This window comes from Bradyrhizobium sp. T-12 (genome assembly GCF_058314695.1).
In genome coordinates this window covers 1,079,400-1,097,656 of the sequence record NZ_CM177756.1, presented here as the reverse complement: position 1 = coordinate 1,097,656, position 18,257 = coordinate 1,079,400, and the positions used below count along the sequence as shown (strand labels likewise).

Sequence of the window (18,257 nt, the reverse complement as noted above, 5' to 3'; positions counted from 1 at the left end):
AGCCATGAGCACGCTGCAACCGACCGTCGACGCCGCTGCGGGCCTCTCCGCCCCCGCTGCGCCCGCTGCGCCCGCCGCGCCGGCGGTGTCCGCAAGAACCTGGATCGCGGTGATCGGCGCCACGCTCGGCGCCTTCATGGCGGTGCTGAACATCCAGATCGTCAATGCCTCGCTCGCGGACATCCAGGGCGCGATCGGCGCCGGCATCGACGACGGCGGCTGGATCTCGACCTCCTATCTGATCGCCGAGATCGTGGTGATCCCGCTGTCCGGCTGGCTGGCGCAGGTGTTCTCGATCCGGATCTATCTTCTCACCAACGCGATCCTGTTCCTCCTCCTGTCGGCGGCCTGCGCGCTGGCACAGGATCTGTCGCAGATGATCGTGCTGCGTGCCGTGCAGGGATTCACCGGCGGCGTTCTGATCCCGATGGCATTCACGCTGATCATCACGCTGCTGCCGCGCGCCAAACAGCCGGTGGGCTTGGCGCTGTTCGCGCTGTCCGCGACGTTCGCCCCCGCGATCGGCCCGACCATCGGCGGCTATCTCACCGAGAATTTCGGCTGGGAGTACATCTTCTACGTCAACCTCGTCCCCGGTGCGGTCATGGTCGGCATGCTCTGGTACGCGCTCGAGGCCAAACCGATGAAGCTGTCGCTGCTCGCGGAGGGCGACTGGGCCGGCATCATCACCATGGCGATCGGGCTGTCGGCATTGCAGACCGTGCTGGAGGAAGGCAACAAGGACGACTGGTTCGGCTCACCTTTCATCGTCAAGCTCTCAGTGATCGCGGCCGCCGCACTGACCGCCTTCCTGGTCATCGAGCTGACGGTGAAGAAGCCGCTGCTCAACCTGCGCCTGCTGGTCCGCCGCAATTTCGGCTTCGGCATGCTCGCGAACTTCCTGCTGGGCATTGCGCTGTACGGCTCGGTGTTCATCCTGCCGCAATATCTGGCGCGCATCCAGGGCTACAACGCCGAGCAGATCGGTATGGTGCTGGCATGGACCGGACTGCCGCAACTGGTGCTGATCCCGCTGGTGCCGCGCCTGATGCAGAAATTCGATGCGCGGCTCGTGATCGGAATCGGCTTCGTGCTGTTCGCAGGCTCGAACTTCATGAACATCACTATGACCAGCGACTATGCCGCCGACCAGCTGCTGTGGCCCAATGTCGTCCGCGCGATCGGCCAGGCGCTGGTGATGGCACCGCTGTCGGCGGTCGCAACCGCGGGCATCGAGCCGGAGAACGCAGGCTCGGCCTCCGGACTGTTCAACATGATGCGCAATCTCGGCGGCGCCGTCGGCATCGCGCTGCTGCAAACGGTGCTGACCAAGCGCGAGCAATATCACTCCAACGTGTTGACGCAATCGGTGTCGGTGTTCGAGCAGGCGACGCGGACGCGACTGGAACAATTGACGCAATATTTCGTCAATCACGGCATCCTCGACCGTGCGGACGCCGCGCATCGCGCCTATGTCGCGATCGGACATACCGTGCAGAAGCAGGCTTACATCCTCGCCTTCAGCGACACTTTCTATCTACTCGGCATGGCGCTGATCGTGGCCTTGGTTGCCGTCCTTTTCCTGAAGAAGCCCGGCCAGACCTCGGCCGGCGGCGCCCACTGACGTCAACCCAACCAGCAAGGAGAACGACCATGAAGCCCCGCATGAGTTTCTATCAGGCCGCCCCTGACACGATGAAGGCGCTGATGGCACTGGAAGAGCAGATCCAGTCGACCGGTCTCGAGAAATCACTGATCGAGCTGGTCAAGATCCGGGCGTCGCAGATCAACGGCTGCGCCTTCTGCATCAACATGCACACCGAGGATGCCCGCAAGCGCGGCGAGACCGAGCAGCGCATCTACCTGCTCGATGCCTGGCGCGAATCTCCGCTCTATTCCGACCGCGAGCGCGCGGCGCTGGCCTGGACTGACGCGGTGACGTTGATCTCGCAGACCCACGCGCCCGATGATGTCTACGAGCAGGTCCGCGCGCAGTTCTCCGAGGAGGAGACGGTGAACCTGACCATGCTGATCGGCGCCATCAACGCCTGGAACAGGATCGCGATCGCGTTCCGCGCGGTTCATCCGGTGAAGGTGAAGGCGTCGGTAGCGTAGGCCCCAGCGAAGGTGCCGTAAGGTGGGCAAAGGCGCACTTGCGCCATGCCCACCATCTTTTCATGGTCGCAAGAATGCGTGGGCACGCTTCGCTTTGCTCACCCTACGATAGCTGCCTATGCGGCCTAAACCGCCGTCGCCTTGGCGAACTCCACGTAGATCTCGCGCAGGCGCGTGGCCATCGGGCCCGGCTTGCCGTCGCCGATTGTCTTGCCGTCGATCGCAACCACCGGCTGGACGAACAGTGACGCCGAGGTGGCAAAGGCCTCCTTGGCGGCGAGTGCCTCGGCGACGGTGAAGGAACGTTCCTCGACGCGGAGCTGGCGCTCTTCGGCGAGCGCCACCACGGCCTTGCGGGTGCAGCCCGGCAGGATCGCGTTGGAGTTTTTGCGGGTCACGATGACGTCGTCCTTGGTGAGGATGAACGCCGAGGACGAACCGCCCTCGGTGACGTATCCATCCTCCAGCATCCAGGCCTCGCCGGCGCCGGCCTCGGCGGCGGCCTGCTTTGCCAGCACTTGCGCGAGCAGCGCCACGCTCTTGATGTCGCGGCGCTCCCAGCGGATGTCCGGCACCGTGATGACGTTGATACCCGTCGTCGCCGCGGCGGCGTTGATGATGTCCTTCTCCGAGGTGAACATCACGAGGCTCGACTTGACGTCGGCCTTGGGAAACGGAAAGTCGCGGCCCTTGTCGGCGCCGCGCGTCACCTGGAGATAGACGAGACCGTTCACGAGCTTGTTGCGCGCGATCAGCTCCTTCTGCAGCTCGGTGATGCGCTCGACCGTCTCCGGCAGCTTAAGCTTGATCTCGCCGACCGAGCGCTCCAGGCGGGCCAGATGCGAGGCGTTGTCGACCAGCTTGCCGTCGAGCACGGCCGAGACCTCATAGATGCCGTCGGCGAACAGGAAGCCGCGATCGAGGACCGAGATCTTGGCATCCGAGAGCGGGACGAATGAGCCGTTGACGTAGGCGAGCGGGTCCAAGGCAGGTCTCCTGGGGACTGAAATGGGGAATTGGCGCGCTTATACGCCAGTTAGAAGGACGGATCACCCTCTATTCGTCTTTCCGGGCGTTGCGAAGCAACGAGCTATGGTGCGCAATTGCGCAACTGAGAATCCATTTCGCTCGGCGTACGCGGCCTGATGGATCCCGGGTTCGCGCTTCGCGCGCCCCGGGACGACGACCGGTCAGTGCGACAGGATCTTCGACAAGAACTTCTGCGCGCGGTCGCTGCGCGGCTTGCCGAAAAAGTCTTCCTTTGCCGCGTCCTCGACAATCTCGCCGCGGTCCATGAAGATCACGCGATTGGCCACCTTGCGGGCAAAGCCCATCTCGTGGGTGACGACCATCATGGTCATGCCCTCATGAGCGAGGTCCACCATGACGTCAAGCACCTCGCTGACCATTTCCGGGTCGAGCGCCGAGGTCGGCTCGTCGAACAGCATGACGATCGGATCCATGGCGAGCGCACGGGCGATCGCAACACGCTGCTGCTGGCCGCCTGACAGGTTCGCGGGAAACTTTTGCGCCTGCTCCTTGAGGCCAACGCGCTCCAGCAGCTGCATGCCTTTCGCCATCGCCTTGTCGCGCGACCGGTTCAACACCTTCTCCTGCGCGAGGCAGAGATTGTCGATGATCTTGAGGTGCGGGAACAACTCGAAATGCTGGAACACCATGCCGACGCGCGAGCGCAGCTTCGGCAGATTGGTCTTGGGATCATTGACCTTGGTGCCGTCGACGCTGATGTCGCCGCTCTGGAACGGCTCGAGCGCATTGACGCATTTGATCAAGGTCGACTTGCCCGAGCCCGAGGGGCCGCAGACCACGACGACCTCGCCCTTGGTGACGCTGGTCGTGCAGTCGGTCAGCACCTGGAAGCTCGGCGTGTACCATTTGTTGACGTGGCTGATTTCGATCATGAGCGGGGAGCCCTAGCGAATGATGGCGATGCGCGCCTGCAGGCGGCGGACGCCGAAGGACGCGATACAGGAAATGGTGAAGTAGACCACGGCTGCGAACAGGTACATTTCGACGAGGCGCCCGTCGCGCTGGGCCACCTTGCTCGCCGCACCCAGGAAGTCCGTGATCGACAGGACGTAAACCAGCGAAGTGTCCTGGAACAGCACGATGGTCTGCGTGATCAGCACCGGCAGCATGTTGCGAAACGCCTGCGGCAGCACGACGTAGCGCATGGTCTGGGCGTAGGTCAGTCCGAGCGCACTGGCCGCGGACGGCTGGCCGCGCGAGATCGACTGGATGCCGGCGCGCATGATTTCGGAGAAGTACGCCGCCTCGAACATGATGAAGGTGATGAGCGAGGACGCGAACGCGCCGACGCTGATCGGACGCGAGGCGCCGGTCACCCACTGCCCGATATAGGGCACCAGGAAGTAGAACCAGAAGATCACCAGCACCAGCGGCAGCGAGCGCATGAAGTCGACATAGACCCCGGCGATGCGGCCAAGGATCTTGAAGCCGGAGAGCCGCATCAGGGCGAGCGCCGTGCCGAAGATAAGGCCGCCGAGGGCCGCGAGGCCCGTCAGCGTCAGCGTGAACGTCATGCCCTCGTAGAACAGGTAAGGCAGCGCGCGGCGGATGACGTCGAAATCGAGATTGGCGAACATCGCTTATTTCCCCGTGATGTAGCCGGGGATCGCGACCCAGCGCTCGAGGAAGCGCATCGCGGTCACGACAACGGCATTGACGAGGAGATAGAGGATCGTCGCGGCGGTGAAGGCCTCGAACACCTGGAACGAGAATTCCTGCATCGAGCGCGCCTGTCCGGTCAGCTCGAGCAGACCGATGGTGATGGCGACCGCCGTGTTCTTGATGGTGTTGAGAAACTCGGAGGTCAGCGGCGGCAGGATGATGCGGAACGCCATCGGCAGCAGCACGTAGCGATAGCCCTGCGCGGTGGTCAGGCCCAGCGCCGTTGCCGCCATCTTCTGCCCGCGCGGCAGTGAACCGATGCCGGCCTGCAGCTGCACGGCGACGCGCGCCGACATGAAGAAGCCGATGCCGATCGCCGCCGTCCAGAACGGCGCGTTCGGCAGCTGCTTCAGCCAGGTGCCGGCGCCTTTTGGCAACAATTCCGGCAGCACGAAGAACCACAGGAAAAGCTGCACCAGCAGCGGCATGTTGCGGAAGAATTCGACGTAGGCGAAGCCGAACCAGTTCGCCCCCTTCGACGGCAGCGTGCGCATCACGCCGACGAGCGAGCCGGTGATCAGCGCGATGATCCAGGCCAGCGCCGCGGTCTTGAGGGTCAGCACCAGGCCCGACAAGAGCATGTCGAGATAGGTGCCGGTGCCCATCGGGTTCGGCTGGAAAAAGATTCCCCAGTTCCAGTTATAGTTCACGTGTCCCCCGCGCGAACGCGCCAGTTATGGATGTCCCGGCGCCTATGCAAATGTCCGGCCACCCCTGTGTCAAGAGTGGCCGGACATGATTCCTATCGAAAGATCGAAGTTATCTTACTTATAGTCGTCCGGGTTCGGCGAGTCCAAGGGCTTGGCGAACTCGTTCTTCAGCTCGGCCGAGATCGGGGTGTTGAGATTCAGCCCCTTCGGCGGGATCTTCTGCGTGAACCACTTGTCGTAGATCTTCTGCGCCTCGCCGGAGGTGTAGAGCGCCGCAGTCGCGGCATCGACCACCTTCTTGAAGGCTGCGTCGTCCTTGCGCAGCATGATGCCGTAGGGCTCCGGCTTGGAGAACGCATCCTTGGAGATCTCGTAGTCGCCCGGCGACTTCGAGCCGGCGACGAGGCTCGCGAGCAAAATGTCGTCCATGACGAAGGCGACCGCGCGGTCGGTCTCGACCATCAGGAAGGCTTCGGCGTGATCCTTGGCCGGGATGATATTGGCGCCGAGGCCCTTGGCAACGTTGGCTTCGGTGAGCTGCTTGATATTGGTGGTGCCGGCGGTCGAGACCACCGTCTTGCCCTTGAGGTCGTCGATCGACTTCAGGCCGCTCGACTTCTTGAAGACGTAGCGGCTGGCGGTCAGGAAGTGGGTGTTGGTGAAGGCAACCTGCTTCTGGCGCTCGGCATTGTTGGTGGTCGAGCCGCATTCGAGATCGATGGTGCCGTTGGCCATCAGCGGGATGCGGGTCGCGGAGGTCACCGGGTTGAGCTTGACCTCGAGCTTGTCGAGCTTGAGCTCCTTCGTCACGGCGTCGACGATCTTGTAGCAGATGTCCATCGCGAACCCGACGGGCTTCTGGTTGTCATCCAGATAGGAGAACGGGATCGAGGAGTCGCGGAAGCCCAGCGTGATGGCGCCCGTGTCCTTGATGTTCTTCAGCGTTCCCGTGAGTTCCTGGGCCATCGCCGGCCCGGCGGACAACGCGCCAGCAAGCAGACAGAAGCTGATCCGACGGTATTTCACGAAATTCTCCCTCTTTTGGTTATTGACTGACGATACTTCAGCGACTCGATCTCGAAGGCCTGGCAGGCGATTTGACCGGTCCTTTCGCAACCTTCCCCGTACGCCCGTCTGCGGCATGGGCCGCATTATTCCTGCGCAGTTCGGACCAAAAGAGATTTAGCGATCGCTGGCTATTCGTCCGGTCCTTGAATGCGACTAAAGATAGCGGCAACGCCCACTTGTTGCCCCCGATGGCCGCCAATCCCTTGTGGCCATGCGCCGCGGCGGTACCTTCCGTAAGCCAGGCGACGCCGCGTCCGGCCAGCGCCATCTCGCATAGCACATCGGACATGTCGCTTTCGATCACCCGCTGGCCGGTGATCGGGGCATTCTCCAGGATGAGATCGACCAGGCGCGCGAAATAGACACCGGGCGAATACATCAGCAGCGGCACCGGATGCGACGCCTTGCCCGGCAGCGATATGCCTCCCTTGGCGGCCAGCGCCTCGCTGACATAGGGCCGCAAATACTCGGTGCCGAGGCTCACGCGCTCGTAGCGATCCGGATCGAGATGGATTGGCTGCTGAGCGTGGTGATAGCAGATCATCAGGTCCGCGTTGCCCGACACCAGCGAGGTGACGAGATCATGGATGTTGCCGACCACGACCGAACAGCTCATGCGCCGCTCGGCGGACCAGGCTTGCCACCACTGCGGCAGCTGCGCCGTCGCCATGGCGAACGGCAGTGCGATCCTGATGTGCTCATGCGAGCGCAGCGGCTTGCCGCCAAGCTCGTCGCGGCTGTCTAGCATCTGCCGCAGCAATTCCCCGGCATGCTCGCGAAAGCGCTCGCCTTGCGGCGTCAATTGCGTCGGATAGACGCTGCGATCGATCAGATCGAAGCCGAGCCAGGCCTCCAGCGACTTGATGCGGCGGCTGAACGCCGCCTGCGACGTGTTGCGCCGCTCGGCCGCACGGGTGAAGTTGCCGGTCTCGGCCACCATCAGAAAATCCTGCAGCCAGCGCAGTTCCATCACGCGACCTGTCTTGATGCCGGACGCTGCGGCAGGTTCCCCGCGATACCCAGCTCCCGACGGCGCAGAACGGCGCGCGTCGACCGGCCATGCTTGCTGCCACGGTATTGGTTGCCCCATGGCGCGCAACCTAGCGAAGCGGCATATGGCCCGACCAATGCAAGCTTTGCATCAGGCCCTTCCGACGCCGATTCCCGCCCAATCCCCTTCAAATCCCAGCCTTTCATGCGCCGATCAGCATTCGCCCGATGCCGCCCGACTGCTCCAGCGTGCTACGGCGGGGCCCATCATGCAAGTTTTGCATGATGCAGACATGGCATCGCCGGGGGCGATCAGGCCGCCCTAGGTTGGCGGCCGCAACGCCACTCCTCGTCCCGATCGGCTCTGTTGCCGCATCGGGCGACAGTCCAGAATGAGTCCTTACATGAAAATCTGTGTCCTCGGCGCCGGCGTCATCGGACTGACGACGGCATGGTGCCTCAGCGAGGCCGGACATGACGTGATCATCGTCGACCGCCATGCCGAGACCGGCGCCGACGCCAGCGCCGCCAACGGCGGCCAGCTGTCCTATGCCTTCGTGACCCCGCTGGCATCGCCTGCGACACTGTTGAAGCTGCCCTCGCTGCTGGTCGCCAGAGACTCGCCGATGCGTATTCGCCCCGGCCTCGATCCGCATCTGATATCCTGGGGCGTTCGCTTCCTGCTCGCCTGCCGCTCGGCCGCCGTGCGCGACACCGTTGCCGCGCAGCTCGCGCTTGCCGCCATCAGCCGGGACGAATTGACACGCCTGTCGCAGACGCTCGATCTCGCGTTTGGATTGCGAACCGCCGGCAAGCTGGTGCTGTTCCGTTCGCCCAGCGAATTCGACGCCGCACGAAGCGCCGTCACCGGCAAGGCCGGCGCTGACAATGCGCAGCAGGTGCTCACACCGGCCGAGTGCCTCGCACTGGAGCCCGCGCTCAAGCTCGGAGCACGCGAACTCGCCGGCGGCATTTTCACCGCCTCCGAACAGGTCGGCGATTGCGCCGCGTTCTGCGCCGCGCTTGCCGACCGCCTGACACAGCGAAACAATGTCGAGTGGCTGCTCGACACGCCTGTGACCGGACCGGTCCGGTCCGGCGGCCGTCTTGTTGGTGTGGACACCGCTAAGGGACGCGTGCAAGCCGACCGCTTCGTTCTCTGCATGGGAGCATCCTCGAGCGCCTTTGCAAGAGCTTGCGGATTTTACCTGCCGATCTACCCGGTCAAGGGCTACAGCATCACGCTGCAGCCCGCGGGCGAAGTCAGCGCGCTTCGCCACAGCGTCACCGACTTCGAACGCAAGCTGGTGTTCGCGCCGCTCGCGCGCGACGAAGGCACGGCGATCCGGATTGCCGGGATTGCCGATCTCGACGGCAACGATGCAAGCCTTGATCCGGGCCGTCTCGACATCCTGCGCCGCGCGGCGGCGAAAATGCTGGGGATGGCGACTGACGGCGACGTCGAGCCATGGTGCGGGCTACGCCCAATGACGCCCGATAGCCGGCCGATCATCGGGTGGTCGCCGCTCTCCGGGCTGTTCATCAATTCGGGCCACGGCATGCTCGGCTGGACGCTGGCCTGCGGCAGCGCCCGCCTCACCGCTGACCTGATCGACGGCAGGCCGGCGGCGATTGAAGCCGGCGCGTTTGCGGTGCGGCGCGCGGCGTGACGGTTCTATCAGGTACGTTTCCCTTTCTCGCCGAGATCCCAGAACAGGTCCGCCATGAGCGCAAGGGTCGGCTTTGTTGGCGAGGAAGAGCTTTTTGGGTGCCCGGGAGATGCGCCTCCAATGCAAAGCTTGCATTGGATGGCCGGGAGAACGCGAACTAGCCTGCTGCTCGCATGACGGAGACTTTTCAGATGAAATGCCTGCCTGCCCTTCTTGCCGCCATTTGCTTTGGTCTCGTCCCAACTGCCCCTGCCATCGCCGCCGGCACGGCCGATCTCATCATCAGCGGAGGGACGATCTACACCGGCGCCGACGAGGCTCCGTTCGTCGGCGACGTCGCGGTGAGCGGCGACAGGATCGTCTATGTCGGCCCGCATGCCGGCGCGCCGGCGGCAAAGGCCAGCATCGACGCACAGGGCATGATCGTCGCGCCCGGGTTCATCGACGTCCACACCCATCCCGAAAGCTATATCCGATCGGGCGATGCGGCCAAGCGGCTGAATGCGCCATGGCTCATGCAGGGCGTTTCGACCATCTTCATCGGCGTCGACGGCAGGGGTACGCCCAACGTCGCGGCCGATCAGGCCGAGCTCGAGGCGCAAAAGGTCGGCACCAACATCGTCAGCTATGTCGGTTTCGGTGCGGTCCGCGAGGCGGTGCTGGGCCATGATGCCCGCGCGCCTTCGCCTGATGAACTGGAACGCATGAAGGCGCTGGTTGCCCAAGCGATGTGCGAAGGCGCCATCGGCCTTTCCGCCGGGCTGTTCTACGCTCCGCAGAGTTTTGCCAGGACCGAGGAAGTGGTGGCGGTGGCGAAGGAAGCCGCGCGCCGCGGCGGCATCTACGACACCCACCAGCGCGACGAGAGCTCATATTCCATTGGTCTGATGAATTCCGCGAAGGAGGTGCTCCAGATTGGCCGTGAGGCGGAGATGCCGGTGCATTTTGCGCATCTGAAGGCGCTCGGCGTCGACCTGCAGGGCCAAGTGCCGGAAGTGATCCGCCTGATCGAGGCGGCGCGCGCGGCGGGCCAGAAGGTGACGGCGGATCAATATCCGTGGCTGGCGTCGAGCACGAGCCTCGATGCGGCGCTGGTGCCGCGCTGGGCGGTCGATGGCGGCTATGCGGCGATGATCAAACGTTTCGACGATGCGGCACAGATGGCGAAAATCCGCGACGAGATGATGGAGAATTTGCGACGCCGCGGCGGCGCGGACTCGATCCTGCTGACCAGCGTCGATCGGGAATGGACGGGAAAGCGGCTGTCGGAAATGGCCGAGGCGTGGAAGGTCGAGCCCGTCGACGCCGCGGTGCGCATCCTGCGCGCCAACCCGCGCGACTCGATCGCTTCCTTCAACATGATCGACAGCGATGTCGACCTCGTGATGAAGCAGCCATGGGTCGTCACCGGCTCCGACGGCACCGACGGCCATCCCCGGCAATTCGCCACCTTTCCGCGCAAATACGCCGTCTACGTCAGGGAGCGCCAGGTCATCGATTTGAAGACGTTCATCCGTCAGTCCACCGGGCTGTCGGCCGACATCTTCAAGCTCGACCGCCGCGGCTATCTGCGGCCGGACTATTTCGCCGATGTCGTGGTGTTCGACCCGGCCCGCTACGCGCCGAAGGCGGACTATGTGCGCCCGCGCGAGCTGACCGTCGGCGTGCACACGCTATTGGTCAACGGCGCGCCGACGATCCAGGACGGCCAACTGACGACGGCGGCCAGCGGCCGCGCGCTCAAGCGCACGCCGGCGCCGGGGACTTGTCCGTAGAGATCGCCCGAGGGCCTTTCAAATGACGACCTGATTATGAACGTTGTATCAAAGGAGCGCGCCCAACAGAGGTACCGGTCGCTGCGCGCCGCCCCCTGATCATCACCAAGGAACAGATCGCCGATATCTTTGCTGCCATCGGCCGTGCATTGAACAGCATCAGCTGACGGCCGACCTCTCAAAGCGCCGCCACCGTTGCAAGGCCGTGCTCCGCGGCCTCGAGCGCAGCGGCGATGTCGGTTTCGGTATCAACGGCGCAGAGGGACATGTTGTGCTTGGGATGGAAGTAGGCTCCCCTTGCAAGCACCAGCAGCGGCATGTTGCGGAAGAATTCGACGTAACAGAAGCCGAACCAGTTGGCGCCTTTCGACAGCAGCGTGCGCATCACCCCGACGATCAAGCCCGTGATGAGTGCCCCGCGCGAACGCGCCAGTTATGGATGTCCCGGCGCCTATGCAAATGTCCGGCCACCCCTGTGTCAAGAGTGGCCGGACATGATCCCGATCGAAAGATCGAGGTTTTATCTTACTTGTAGTCGTCCGGATTGGGCGAATCCGTCGGCTTGGCGAACTCGTTCTTCAGCTCGGCCGAGATCGGGGTGTTGAGATTCAGCCCCTTCGGCGGGATCTTCTGCGTGAACCACTTGTCGTAGATCTTCTGCGCCTCGCCGGAGGTGTAGAGCGCCGCGGTCGCGGCATCGACGACCTTCTTGAAGGCCGCGTCGTCCTTGCGCAGCATGATGCCGTAGGGCTCCGGCTTGGAGAACGCATCCTTGGAGATCTCGTAGTCGCCCGGCGACTTCGAGCCGGCGACGAGGCTCGCGAGCAAAATGTCGTCCATGACGAAGGCGACCGCGCGGTCGGTCTCGACCATCAGGAAGGCCTCGGCGTGATCCTTGGCCGGGATGATGTTGGCGCTGAGCTTCTTCTCGACGTTGGCCTCGGTGAGCTGCTTGATGTTGGTGGTGCCCGCGGTCGAGACCACCGTCTTGCCCTTGAGGTCGTCGATCGACTTCAGGCCGCTCGACTTCTTGAAGACGTAGCGGCTGGCGGTCAGATAGTGGGTGTTGGTGAAGGCGACCTGCTTCTGGCGCTCGGCGTTGTTGGTGGTCGAACCGCATTCGAGATCGATGGTGCCGTTGGCCATCAGCGGGATGCGGGTCGCGGAGGTCACCGGGTTGAGCTTGACCTCGAGCTTGTCGAGCTTGAGCTCCTTCTTCACGGCGTCGACGATCTTGTAGCAGATGTCCATCGCGAACCCGACGGGCTTCTGGTTGTCATCCAGATAGGAGAACGGGATCGAGGAGTCGCGGAAGCCGAGCGTGATGGCGCCCGTGTCCTTGATGTTCTTCAGCGTGCCGGTCAGCTCCTGGGCCCCAGCCTGGCTGACAGCGAAAGTCGCGGCGAGCGCGAGCCCAATGCTACGGAAATGTTTCACTTTTTTGTCCCCTTTCAGAATGATGCGTGCGGGATGCAAGCACAAATCGGCTTGGATTAGAATGTGACTTTCGGCGAGATCGAGGCTCAAGTTAACGGCTCAGTTTAGCGGGGTTTTGCCAGGGGTCCTGGCAACTGGCCGAGATCCCAGAACAGCCCGGCCATCACCGTCAAGGCCTCCTCGGTCAGAGGCAGCAGGATGTGCTCATTGGGCGCATGCTGGGAACAGCCGGGATAGGAGTGCGGGACCCAGATCGTCGGCAGGCCCAGGATCTCGGAAAATACGTCGTTGGGCAGCGAGCCGCCGAAATTCGGCAGCACCGCGGGCGTCTTGCCGGTGGTCTCTTTCACCGAATCCGCCGCCCATTTGATCCAGGGACTGTCGAAATCGGTGCGCGATGCAGCAAAGCTCTGCGCCGCCCGCACCTCGACCATCGGAAAGCCGCGTTCGACCAGATAGGCGCGGATCGCGTCGATCAGGCCATCGATCTTGGTGCCGACCACGAAACGCAGTTGCAGCACGGCGTTGGCGTGGCCTGGAATGGCGTTGGCCGGCTTCTCGATATTGCCCGACGACATCGCCAGCACTTCCAGCGTATTCCAGGCATAGAGCCGTTCTGCGGCCGAAAGACCTTCCTCGCCCCAATTCTCGGCCAGCGCGGGCTCGTCCGCACTCGGCAACACCTGCACGTCGGCGAGATAGGAGCGGATCTGGTTGGTGAGGCGCGGCGGCTTCAGGGCGTCGAGCTGGAGGCGGCCGTGACCGTCGACCAGCGTGGAGATCGCATTGACCAGAATGGTCGCGGGATTGGCCAGCACGCCGCCCCAATTGCCGGAATGGTGACCGCCGTCGCGCAAATTCACATCCAGATGGATACGGATGCCGCCGCGGCAGCCCAAGAACAATGTCGGACGTTCCGCGGACAGGCGCGGCCCGTCGGAGGCCATGAACAGATCGGCCTTGAGCGCGTCGCGGTTGAGATCGCAGACCTTGCCGAGATCGGGCGAGCCGATCTCCTCGCCCATCTCCACGATGAATTTGGCATTGAAGCCGAGCTTGCCGCCGCGGGCATCGCGCACCGCGCGGAGTGCCGCCATGTTGATGCTGTGCTGACCCTTGTTGTCGGCGGTCCCGCGGCCATAAAGGCGCGTACCCGAAACCGTGGTGCGCCAGGGATCGCGGCCGTCGCGCCACTCGCCTTCCATCCCATCGACGACGTCGCCATGGCCATAGACCAGCACGGTGGGCACTGAGGCGCTCTCGTGATGCTCGGCGAACAGGAACGGCGCCTTGCCGCTCGGGGATTCGACGATGCGGCTGATGAAGTCGAGCGCGGCGAAAGCCGGCTGCATCTCCTGTTCCAGATAGGCACGCAACTCGGGGCCGCGTGACGGATTCTGGCTCTCGGTCTTGAAGGCGACGCGGCGGTCGAGCTCGGCGAGGAAGGCGCCGGATGTAAAATCCTCACGGGCGCGGGCGATGGCGTCGGCTCTGGTCATGACTTGCTTTTCGAGACGTTGAGAGAAAGGACCTTACCCGACACGGGTTGGCCTTCGAAAGTGGCGGGGGCTTGGACAGTTCTTGCGGTTGGCTTGTACTTCTCTTGTCGTTCTCTTGCACTTCCCTTGCACTTCTCTTGGGATTTCGTCCTTGCACCCCCGGGATTGGCTTGCCAAGCGCAGCAGCGCCGCTGATTTTGGCCTTGCCAAGCGCAAGCGATATGCAAGAACTTCGCCAAGTAGGACATCAAGTTGGGCGTCAAGTTCGAGGCGCACATCTACCATTCGAAGAGCGCTCAGTACAGGGCGCCGGGGAGCCAGCATGGCCAAAGAGATCAGACTCAACGCATTTGCGATGAATTGTGTCGCGCACCAGTCACCCGGCCTCTGGACCCATCCGCGCGACCGCACCGCCGAATATAATCGCCTGCCCTACTGGATCGATCTCGCCAAGACGCTGGAGCGCGGCCGTTTCGACGGCCTGTTCCTCGCCGACGTGCTCGGGGTCTACGACGTCTATGGCAACAGCCCTGACGCGGCCTTGCGCAACGCGGCACAGACGCCGTCAAACGAGCCGCTGCTGCTGCTCTCGGCAATGGCGGCCGTCACGCAAAATCTCGGCTTCGGCGTCACCAGCAATCTGTCGTTCGAGCCGCCCTATCCGTTCGCGCGGCGAATGTCGACGCTCGATCACCTCACTGAAGGGCGGATCGGCTGGAACGTCGTCACCGGCTATCTCGACAGTGCCGCGCGCGGCGCCGGCAAGGACAAGCAGACCGGACACGACGACCGCTACGACATCGCCGACGAATATATGGAGGTCGTCTACAAGCTCTGGGAAGGCAGCTGGGAGGACGACGCCGTGCTGCGCGACCGCAAGCGCGGCATCTTCACCGATCCGAGCAAGGTTCACCGCATCAATCATGAGAGTGCGAACTACCGCATCAACAACACCATCCATCTCAGCGAGCCCTCGCCGCAGCGCACGCCGGTGCTGTACCAGGCCGGCACCTCGCCGCGCGGCCGGCAGTTCGCGGCCAAGCACGCCGAATGCGTCTTCATGTCGGGACCGTCGACCAAGATCATCGCGCCGCGCGTCGCCGCGATCCGCCAGGAAGCCGCCGCACTCGGCCGCAACCCGGCGGAGATTTTGATGTTCAACATGATGACGATCATCCTCGGCAATACCGAGGCTGAAGCTGAGGCGAAATATGCCGACTACCGCTCGCACATCAATCCGGAAGGCGCGCTCGCCCTGATGTCGGGATGGACCGGCATCGATTTCTCCGGCTACGAGCTCGACCAGCAGGTGCGTCACGTGCAGAACGATGCCGGCCGCAGCGCCCTCGACAACGTCACGCGGGGCGATCCGGACCGCGTCTGGACCGTGCGCGACGTCATCGAGCATGTCGGCATCGGCGGCGCCGGTCCGGTCGTGGTCGGCACGCCCGAAAGCGTCGCCGACAAGATCGAGGACTGGTTCGAGAAGACCGACGTCGACGGCCTCAACGTTGCGTTTGCGATCTCGCCCGGCGATTTCGAGGACATCGCCGACATGCTGGTGCCGGAGCTGACGCGGCGCGGAAGGTACAAGTCCGAGTATGCAAAGGGCACGTTGCGGGAAAAACTGTTCGGCGGCCGCGCGAGGCTCGATGCACCGCATCCGGCGGCGGGATATCGGGTGGGGAAGAAGGGGTAGGTCCCCGGCGTCGCACACCCTCGACATCGTCCCGGCCTCGTACGCAATTGCGCACGGGCGCCGGGACGACAGCGGAGCAGAGTGGCTACACCTTCCCGTCCACCATCACCTCGATCAGCTTCGTCCCCGGCCGGCCAAACGCCGAGGCCAAAGTCGCCTTCAGCTCACGGGGGTCGCTGATCCTGATCGCCTCGCAGCCGAGCGCCTTCGCCACACCGGCGAAATCCACGGGCGGATCGACGAAATCCATGCCGACATAATTGTCGTCGCCGTGAAAGGCCAGCAGGCGCTGCTTGATGATGCGGTAGCCGCCATTGTTGGCGATGACGACGTTGAGCGGCAGCTTGTGATGCGCCGCCGTCCACAGCGACTGGATCGAATACATCGCGCTGCCGTCGCCGGAGAAGCACACCACGGGGCGATCCGGGTTGGCGATGCTGGCGCCGACGGAGGCCGGCAGGCCCCAGCCGATGCCGCCGGAGGCAAGGCCGTGATAGCCGAAGCGGTCGCGATGCGGCCGCAGCGCCGTGACCTGGCGGCTCGAGGTGAGGCCTTCGTCGACCAGGATGGCATTCTCCGGCATGGCCTCGACCATCTGCAGCACGAGATAGTCGGGATCAATCGGCGCGCGGCCCGCGCTCTTGCCGATCTGCTCGACCAGCCCTGCGCGGCGGGCGCTCCAGTTCTTCGGCGCGAGCTCGGCGAGACGCTGCTTGGCGCGGCCCGTGAGCGTCGCGCCGCCCATCTCCTTCAGCACCGGGATCAGCGCGCGCAGCGTCTCCTTCAGGTCCGCCTTCAGCGCGATCTCGGCGCCGTAATTCTTGGCGATCTCCCAATCGACGAGGCCGACCTGCACGATGCCGAGCCCGTCCGGCAGCGCATCGACCTCGCTGTAGACCGACATCCGCAGCGGATCGCCGCCGAGCGCGATCAGCAGGTCGTAAGGCGCCAGCGTATCGCGCGCGACCTTCTGCACGCGCGCGAGCGTGCCAACGAAGCTCGGGCTCTCCGAGAGGAAGTGCGAGCCGTAGGGCGTCGAGGACTGGTAGGCGGCAGCGCCGAGCAGCTCGGCGAGTTCGGCCGCCTCCTTGAGCGCGTCGCTCTTCACCACCTCGTCCATGGTGACGATGACGGGGCGCTCGGCCTTCAGCAGCCGCGCGGCAAAGGCTTTCAGCGCTTCGTCCGACGGCTTGACGCGCGCATCGATGCGGGTGGAGCGGCCGAGGTCGATGCCGGCCTCGCTGTTGAGAATGTCGCCGGGCAGCGAGATGAACACCGGGCCGGTCGGCGGCGTCATCGCCACCTTGGCGGCGCGGCGCACGATGCGCGGCAGATCCTCCAGCCGCGTCACCTCGACCGCCCATTTCACCAGCGGCTCGGCCATGCGCACCAGCGGGCCATACAGCACCGGCTCCATCAGGCCGCGGCCCTGCTCCTGTTGTCCCGCGGTGAGGATCATCGGCGTGCCCGTGAATTGGGCGTTGTAGAGTGAGCCCATGGCATTGCCGAGCCCGGGCGCGACATGGACGTTGCAGGCGACGAGTTTGCCGGAGGCCCGGCTGTAGCCATCGGCAATTGCGACCACCAGGCTCTCCTGCATCGCCATCACATAGGTGAGGTCGGGATGGTCCTTCAGCGCATGCATGATCGGCAGCTCGGTGGTGCCGGGATTGCCGAACAGATGCGTGATGCCTTCGTCCTTGAGCAGCGCGAGAAAGGCGGAGCGGCCGGTGATCTTGTTCTTCATGTTTCCTCCAGGAGCGGACGTTGCCGCAAGGACGGAAGGCATGATGGCCGAATTTTCGCGGGGCGCGCAAGGAAGAGCGGTCATGGCTGCGTTGCGTGGGAGCGGCAAACTGCGCTCTCGTGTCCCGGACGCGACGCAGCGCGCAGCGGTGCGGCGCAGAGCCGGGACCCAGATTCGCACCGAATTCGCCGACGCATGGGCCCCGGCTCAGCAGCGCATCACCGCGCCGGACGATGCTGTGCATCGCCGGGAGGCGCTGCGCTGCGTCCGGGGCACGAGAACTGAACGCGGCTCGCGCTACATCTCCTCGCGCCCCAGCTCGAACGGATCCTCGCCGCCCGCGCGCTTCTTCTTTTTCGAGCGCTGCCAGACCACGCCCGGAAAGCCCTTCAGCGGCACCAGCGGCTCGCCGGTATAGGCCCATTCCTGCAGCTCTTCGATCCCTATGTGATAGAGCGGCTGCCGGCCGGTACGTTCTCTGAACAGAGCACGGGGGATGTTGACCATATGCGGCCCGCGCGGACGCTCATAGGCGATCGGCGTGCCGCAATGCGAGCAGAAGCTGCGGGTAGTCTTGGTCGCCTTGTCCTCGTAGCGCGTCAGCGCCGTTTTCCCTGACGTGATGCGAAAGCGCTTCTTCCAGCTACCGACATAGGTCGCATACGCCGCGCCATGGGCACGGCGGCTCGCGGCGGAATGATCGTGCCAAGCCCAGCGCGCGGGGATGTCGATCTCGAAGCTGACCTTGCCGCAGAGACATCGGCCGGTGGCGATCCCTGCGGCGGCGGCTTTGGCCATGGACGTCTCTCCGTCGTCATGTACGCGATATACGCTTGTCATTCCGGGGCACGACGACGTCGCGAGCCCGGAATCCATCGAACAGCAAGCCAGGACG

Annotated in this window: 15 protein-coding genes and 1 pseudogene; 5 read left to right on the top strand and 11 right to left on the bottom strand. The window is 64.2% G+C overall.

Annotation, left to right across the window (positions count from 1 at the left end):
- Window positions 1-4: 4 nt before the first annotated feature.
- Together AC0WRY_RS05260 and AC0WRY_RS05255 are read left to right on the top strand one after the other, a co-directional pair.
- Window positions 5-1,624, top strand: coding sequence for an MDR family MFS transporter (locus AC0WRY_RS05260; protein WP_194405979.1), 1,620 nt, complete (start codon window positions 5-7; stop codon window positions 1,622-1,624).
- A gap of 29 nt (window positions 1,625-1,653) precedes the next feature.
- A complete protein-coding gene (locus tag AC0WRY_RS05255) occupies window positions 1,654-2,115 on the top strand; it encodes a carboxymuconolactone decarboxylase family protein (RefSeq protein ID WP_194405978.1) in 462 nt (153 codons plus the stop codon).
- A 125-nt stretch (window positions 2,116-2,240) separates the two neighbouring features.
- Here the strand turns inward: AC0WRY_RS05255 and AC0WRY_RS05250 are convergent, their stop codons facing one another.
- The 6 genes from AC0WRY_RS05250 to AC0WRY_RS05225 all read right to left on the bottom strand — a co-directional run bounded on the left by AC0WRY_RS05250 (window position 2,241) and on the right by AC0WRY_RS05225 (window position 7,515).
- Window positions 2,241-3,101 (bottom strand): D-amino-acid transaminase, encoded by an 861-nt coding sequence (locus AC0WRY_RS05250; protein WP_194405977.1) that lies wholly within the window; start codon window positions 3,099-3,101, stop codon window positions 2,241-2,243.
- Between the two features lie 204 nt (window positions 3,102-3,305).
- On the bottom strand, window positions 3,306-4,037 hold the full coding sequence (locus tag AC0WRY_RS05245) for an amino acid ABC transporter ATP-binding protein (protein ID WP_135166113.1): 732 nt from the start codon (window positions 4,035-4,037) through the stop codon (window positions 3,306-3,308).
- Between the two features lie 12 nt (window positions 4,038-4,049).
- Entirely contained in the window at window positions 4,050-4,742 is a 693-nt protein-coding gene (locus tag AC0WRY_RS05240; protein ID WP_194405976.1) for an amino acid ABC transporter permease, read from the bottom strand.
- Window positions 4,743-4,745: 3 nt separating this feature from the next.
- On the bottom strand, window positions 4,746-5,477 hold the full coding sequence (locus AC0WRY_RS05235; protein ID WP_194405975.1) for an amino acid ABC transporter permease: 732 nt from the start codon (window positions 5,475-5,477) through the stop codon (window positions 4,746-4,748).
- 114 nt (window positions 5,478-5,591) lie between these two features.
- Window positions 5,592-6,443 (bottom strand): amino acid ABC transporter substrate-binding protein, encoded by an 852-nt coding sequence (locus AC0WRY_RS05230; protein ID WP_194408175.1) that lies wholly within the window; start codon window positions 6,441-6,443, stop codon window positions 5,592-5,594.
- Between the two features lie 97 nt (window positions 6,444-6,540).
- On the bottom strand, window positions 6,541-7,515 hold the full coding sequence (locus tag AC0WRY_RS05225; RefSeq protein WP_194408174.1) for a LysR family transcriptional regulator: 975 nt from the start codon (window positions 7,513-7,515) through the stop codon (window positions 6,541-6,543).
- A gap of 424 nt (window positions 7,516-7,939) precedes the next feature.
- Between AC0WRY_RS05225 and AC0WRY_RS05220 the strand changes: the two genes are divergently transcribed.
- Window positions 7,940-9,205: a D-amino acid dehydrogenase gene (locus AC0WRY_RS05220; RefSeq protein ID WP_194405974.1), complete on the top strand. Its 1,266-nt coding sequence runs from the start codon at window positions 7,940-7,942 to the stop codon at window positions 9,203-9,205.
- 191 nt (window positions 9,206-9,396) lie between these two features.
- Window positions 9,397-10,980, top strand: coding sequence for an N-acyl-D-amino-acid deacylase family protein (locus AC0WRY_RS05215; protein WP_194405973.1), 1,584 nt, complete (start codon window positions 9,397-9,399; stop codon window positions 10,978-10,980).
- Between the two features lie 304 nt (window positions 10,981-11,284).
- Here AC0WRY_RS05215 and AC0WRY_RS05210 read toward each other — a convergent pair.
- From AC0WRY_RS05210 to AC0WRY_RS05200, 3 genes and pseudogenes are all read right to left on the bottom strand, one after another.
- A pseudogene (locus tag AC0WRY_RS05210) lies at window positions 11,285-11,395 on the bottom strand (amino acid ABC transporter permease); the annotation flags it as partial.
- 110 nt (window positions 11,396-11,505) lie between these two features.
- Entirely contained in the window at window positions 11,506-12,417 is a 912-nt protein-coding gene (locus tag AC0WRY_RS05205) for an amino acid ABC transporter substrate-binding protein (RefSeq protein ID WP_194405972.1), read from the bottom strand.
- Between the two features lie 104 nt (window positions 12,418-12,521).
- Window positions 12,522-13,916, bottom strand: a complete 1,395-nt coding sequence (locus AC0WRY_RS05200) for a M20 family metallopeptidase (RefSeq protein ID WP_194405971.1) — start codon at window positions 13,914-13,916, stop codon at window positions 12,522-12,524.
- 322 nt (window positions 13,917-14,238) lie between these two features.
- Here AC0WRY_RS05200 and AC0WRY_RS05195 point away from each other — a divergent pair, with 322 nt between their 5' ends.
- On the top strand, window positions 14,239-15,615 hold the full coding sequence (locus tag AC0WRY_RS05195; protein ID WP_491122749.1) for an LLM class flavin-dependent oxidoreductase: 1,377 nt from the start codon (window positions 14,239-14,241) through the stop codon (window positions 15,613-15,615).
- Window positions 15,616-15,700: 85 nt separating this feature from the next.
- Here the strand turns inward: AC0WRY_RS05195 and AC0WRY_RS05190 are convergent, their stop codons facing one another.
- Complete coding sequence (locus tag AC0WRY_RS05190; RefSeq protein WP_491122748.1) at window positions 15,701-17,362, bottom strand: thiamine pyrophosphate-binding protein; 1,662 nt, start codon at window positions 17,360-17,362, stop codon at window positions 15,701-15,703.
- 297 nt (window positions 17,363-17,659) lie between these two features.
- Window positions 17,660-18,160 carry a GFA family protein gene (locus AC0WRY_RS05185; protein ID WP_194405968.1) on the bottom strand — a complete coding sequence of 167 codons (501 nt, stop codon included), beginning with the start codon at window positions 18,158-18,160 and terminating at the stop codon, window positions 17,660-17,662.
- Between the last annotated feature and the right edge of the window lie 97 nt (window positions 18,161-18,257).

Excerpts from the sequence above, each read along its gene's own strand:
- AC0WRY_RS05185 (WP_194405968.1), bottom strand. The coding sequence starts at position 18,160 with ATGGCCAAAGCCGCCGCCGCAGGGATCGCCACCGGCCGATGTCTCTGC.
- AC0WRY_RS05255 (WP_194405978.1), top strand. The coding sequence starts at position 1,654 with ATGAAGCCCCGCATGAGTTTCTATCAGGCCGCCCCTGACACGATGAAG.
- AC0WRY_RS05220 (WP_194405974.1), top strand. The coding sequence starts at position 7,940 with ATGAAAATCTGTGTCCTCGGCGCCGGCGTCATCGGACTGACGACGGCA.
- AC0WRY_RS05190 (WP_491122748.1), bottom strand. The coding sequence starts at position 17,362 with ATGAAGAACAAGATCACCGGCCGCTCCGCCTTTCTCGCGCTGCTCAAG.
- AC0WRY_RS05195 (WP_491122749.1), top strand. The coding sequence starts at position 14,239 with ATGGCCAAAGAGATCAGACTCAACGCATTTGCGATGAATTGTGTCGCG.
- AC0WRY_RS05200 (WP_194405971.1), bottom strand. The coding sequence starts at position 13,916 with ATGACCAGAGCCGACGCCATCGCCCGCGCCCGTGAGGATTTTACATCC.
- AC0WRY_RS05260 (WP_194405979.1), top strand. The coding sequence starts at position 5 with ATGAGCACGCTGCAACCGACCGTCGACGCCGCTGCGGGCCTCTCCGCC.
- AC0WRY_RS05245 (WP_135166113.1), bottom strand. The coding sequence starts at position 4,037 with ATGATCGAAATCAGCCACGTCAACAAATGGTACACGCCGAGCTTCCAG.
- AC0WRY_RS05240 (WP_194405976.1), bottom strand. The coding sequence starts at position 4,742 with ATGTTCGCCAATCTCGATTTCGACGTCATCCGCCGCGCGCTGCCTTAC.
- AC0WRY_RS05230 (WP_194408175.1), bottom strand. The coding sequence starts at position 6,443 with ATGGCCCAGGAACTCACGGGAACGCTGAAGAACATCAAGGACACGGGC.
- AC0WRY_RS05215 (WP_194405973.1), top strand. The coding sequence starts at position 9,397 with ATGAAATGCCTGCCTGCCCTTCTTGCCGCCATTTGCTTTGGTCTCGTC.
- AC0WRY_RS05225 (WP_194408174.1), bottom strand. The coding sequence starts at position 7,515 with ATGGAACTGCGCTGGCTGCAGGATTTTCTGATGGTGGCCGAGACCGGC.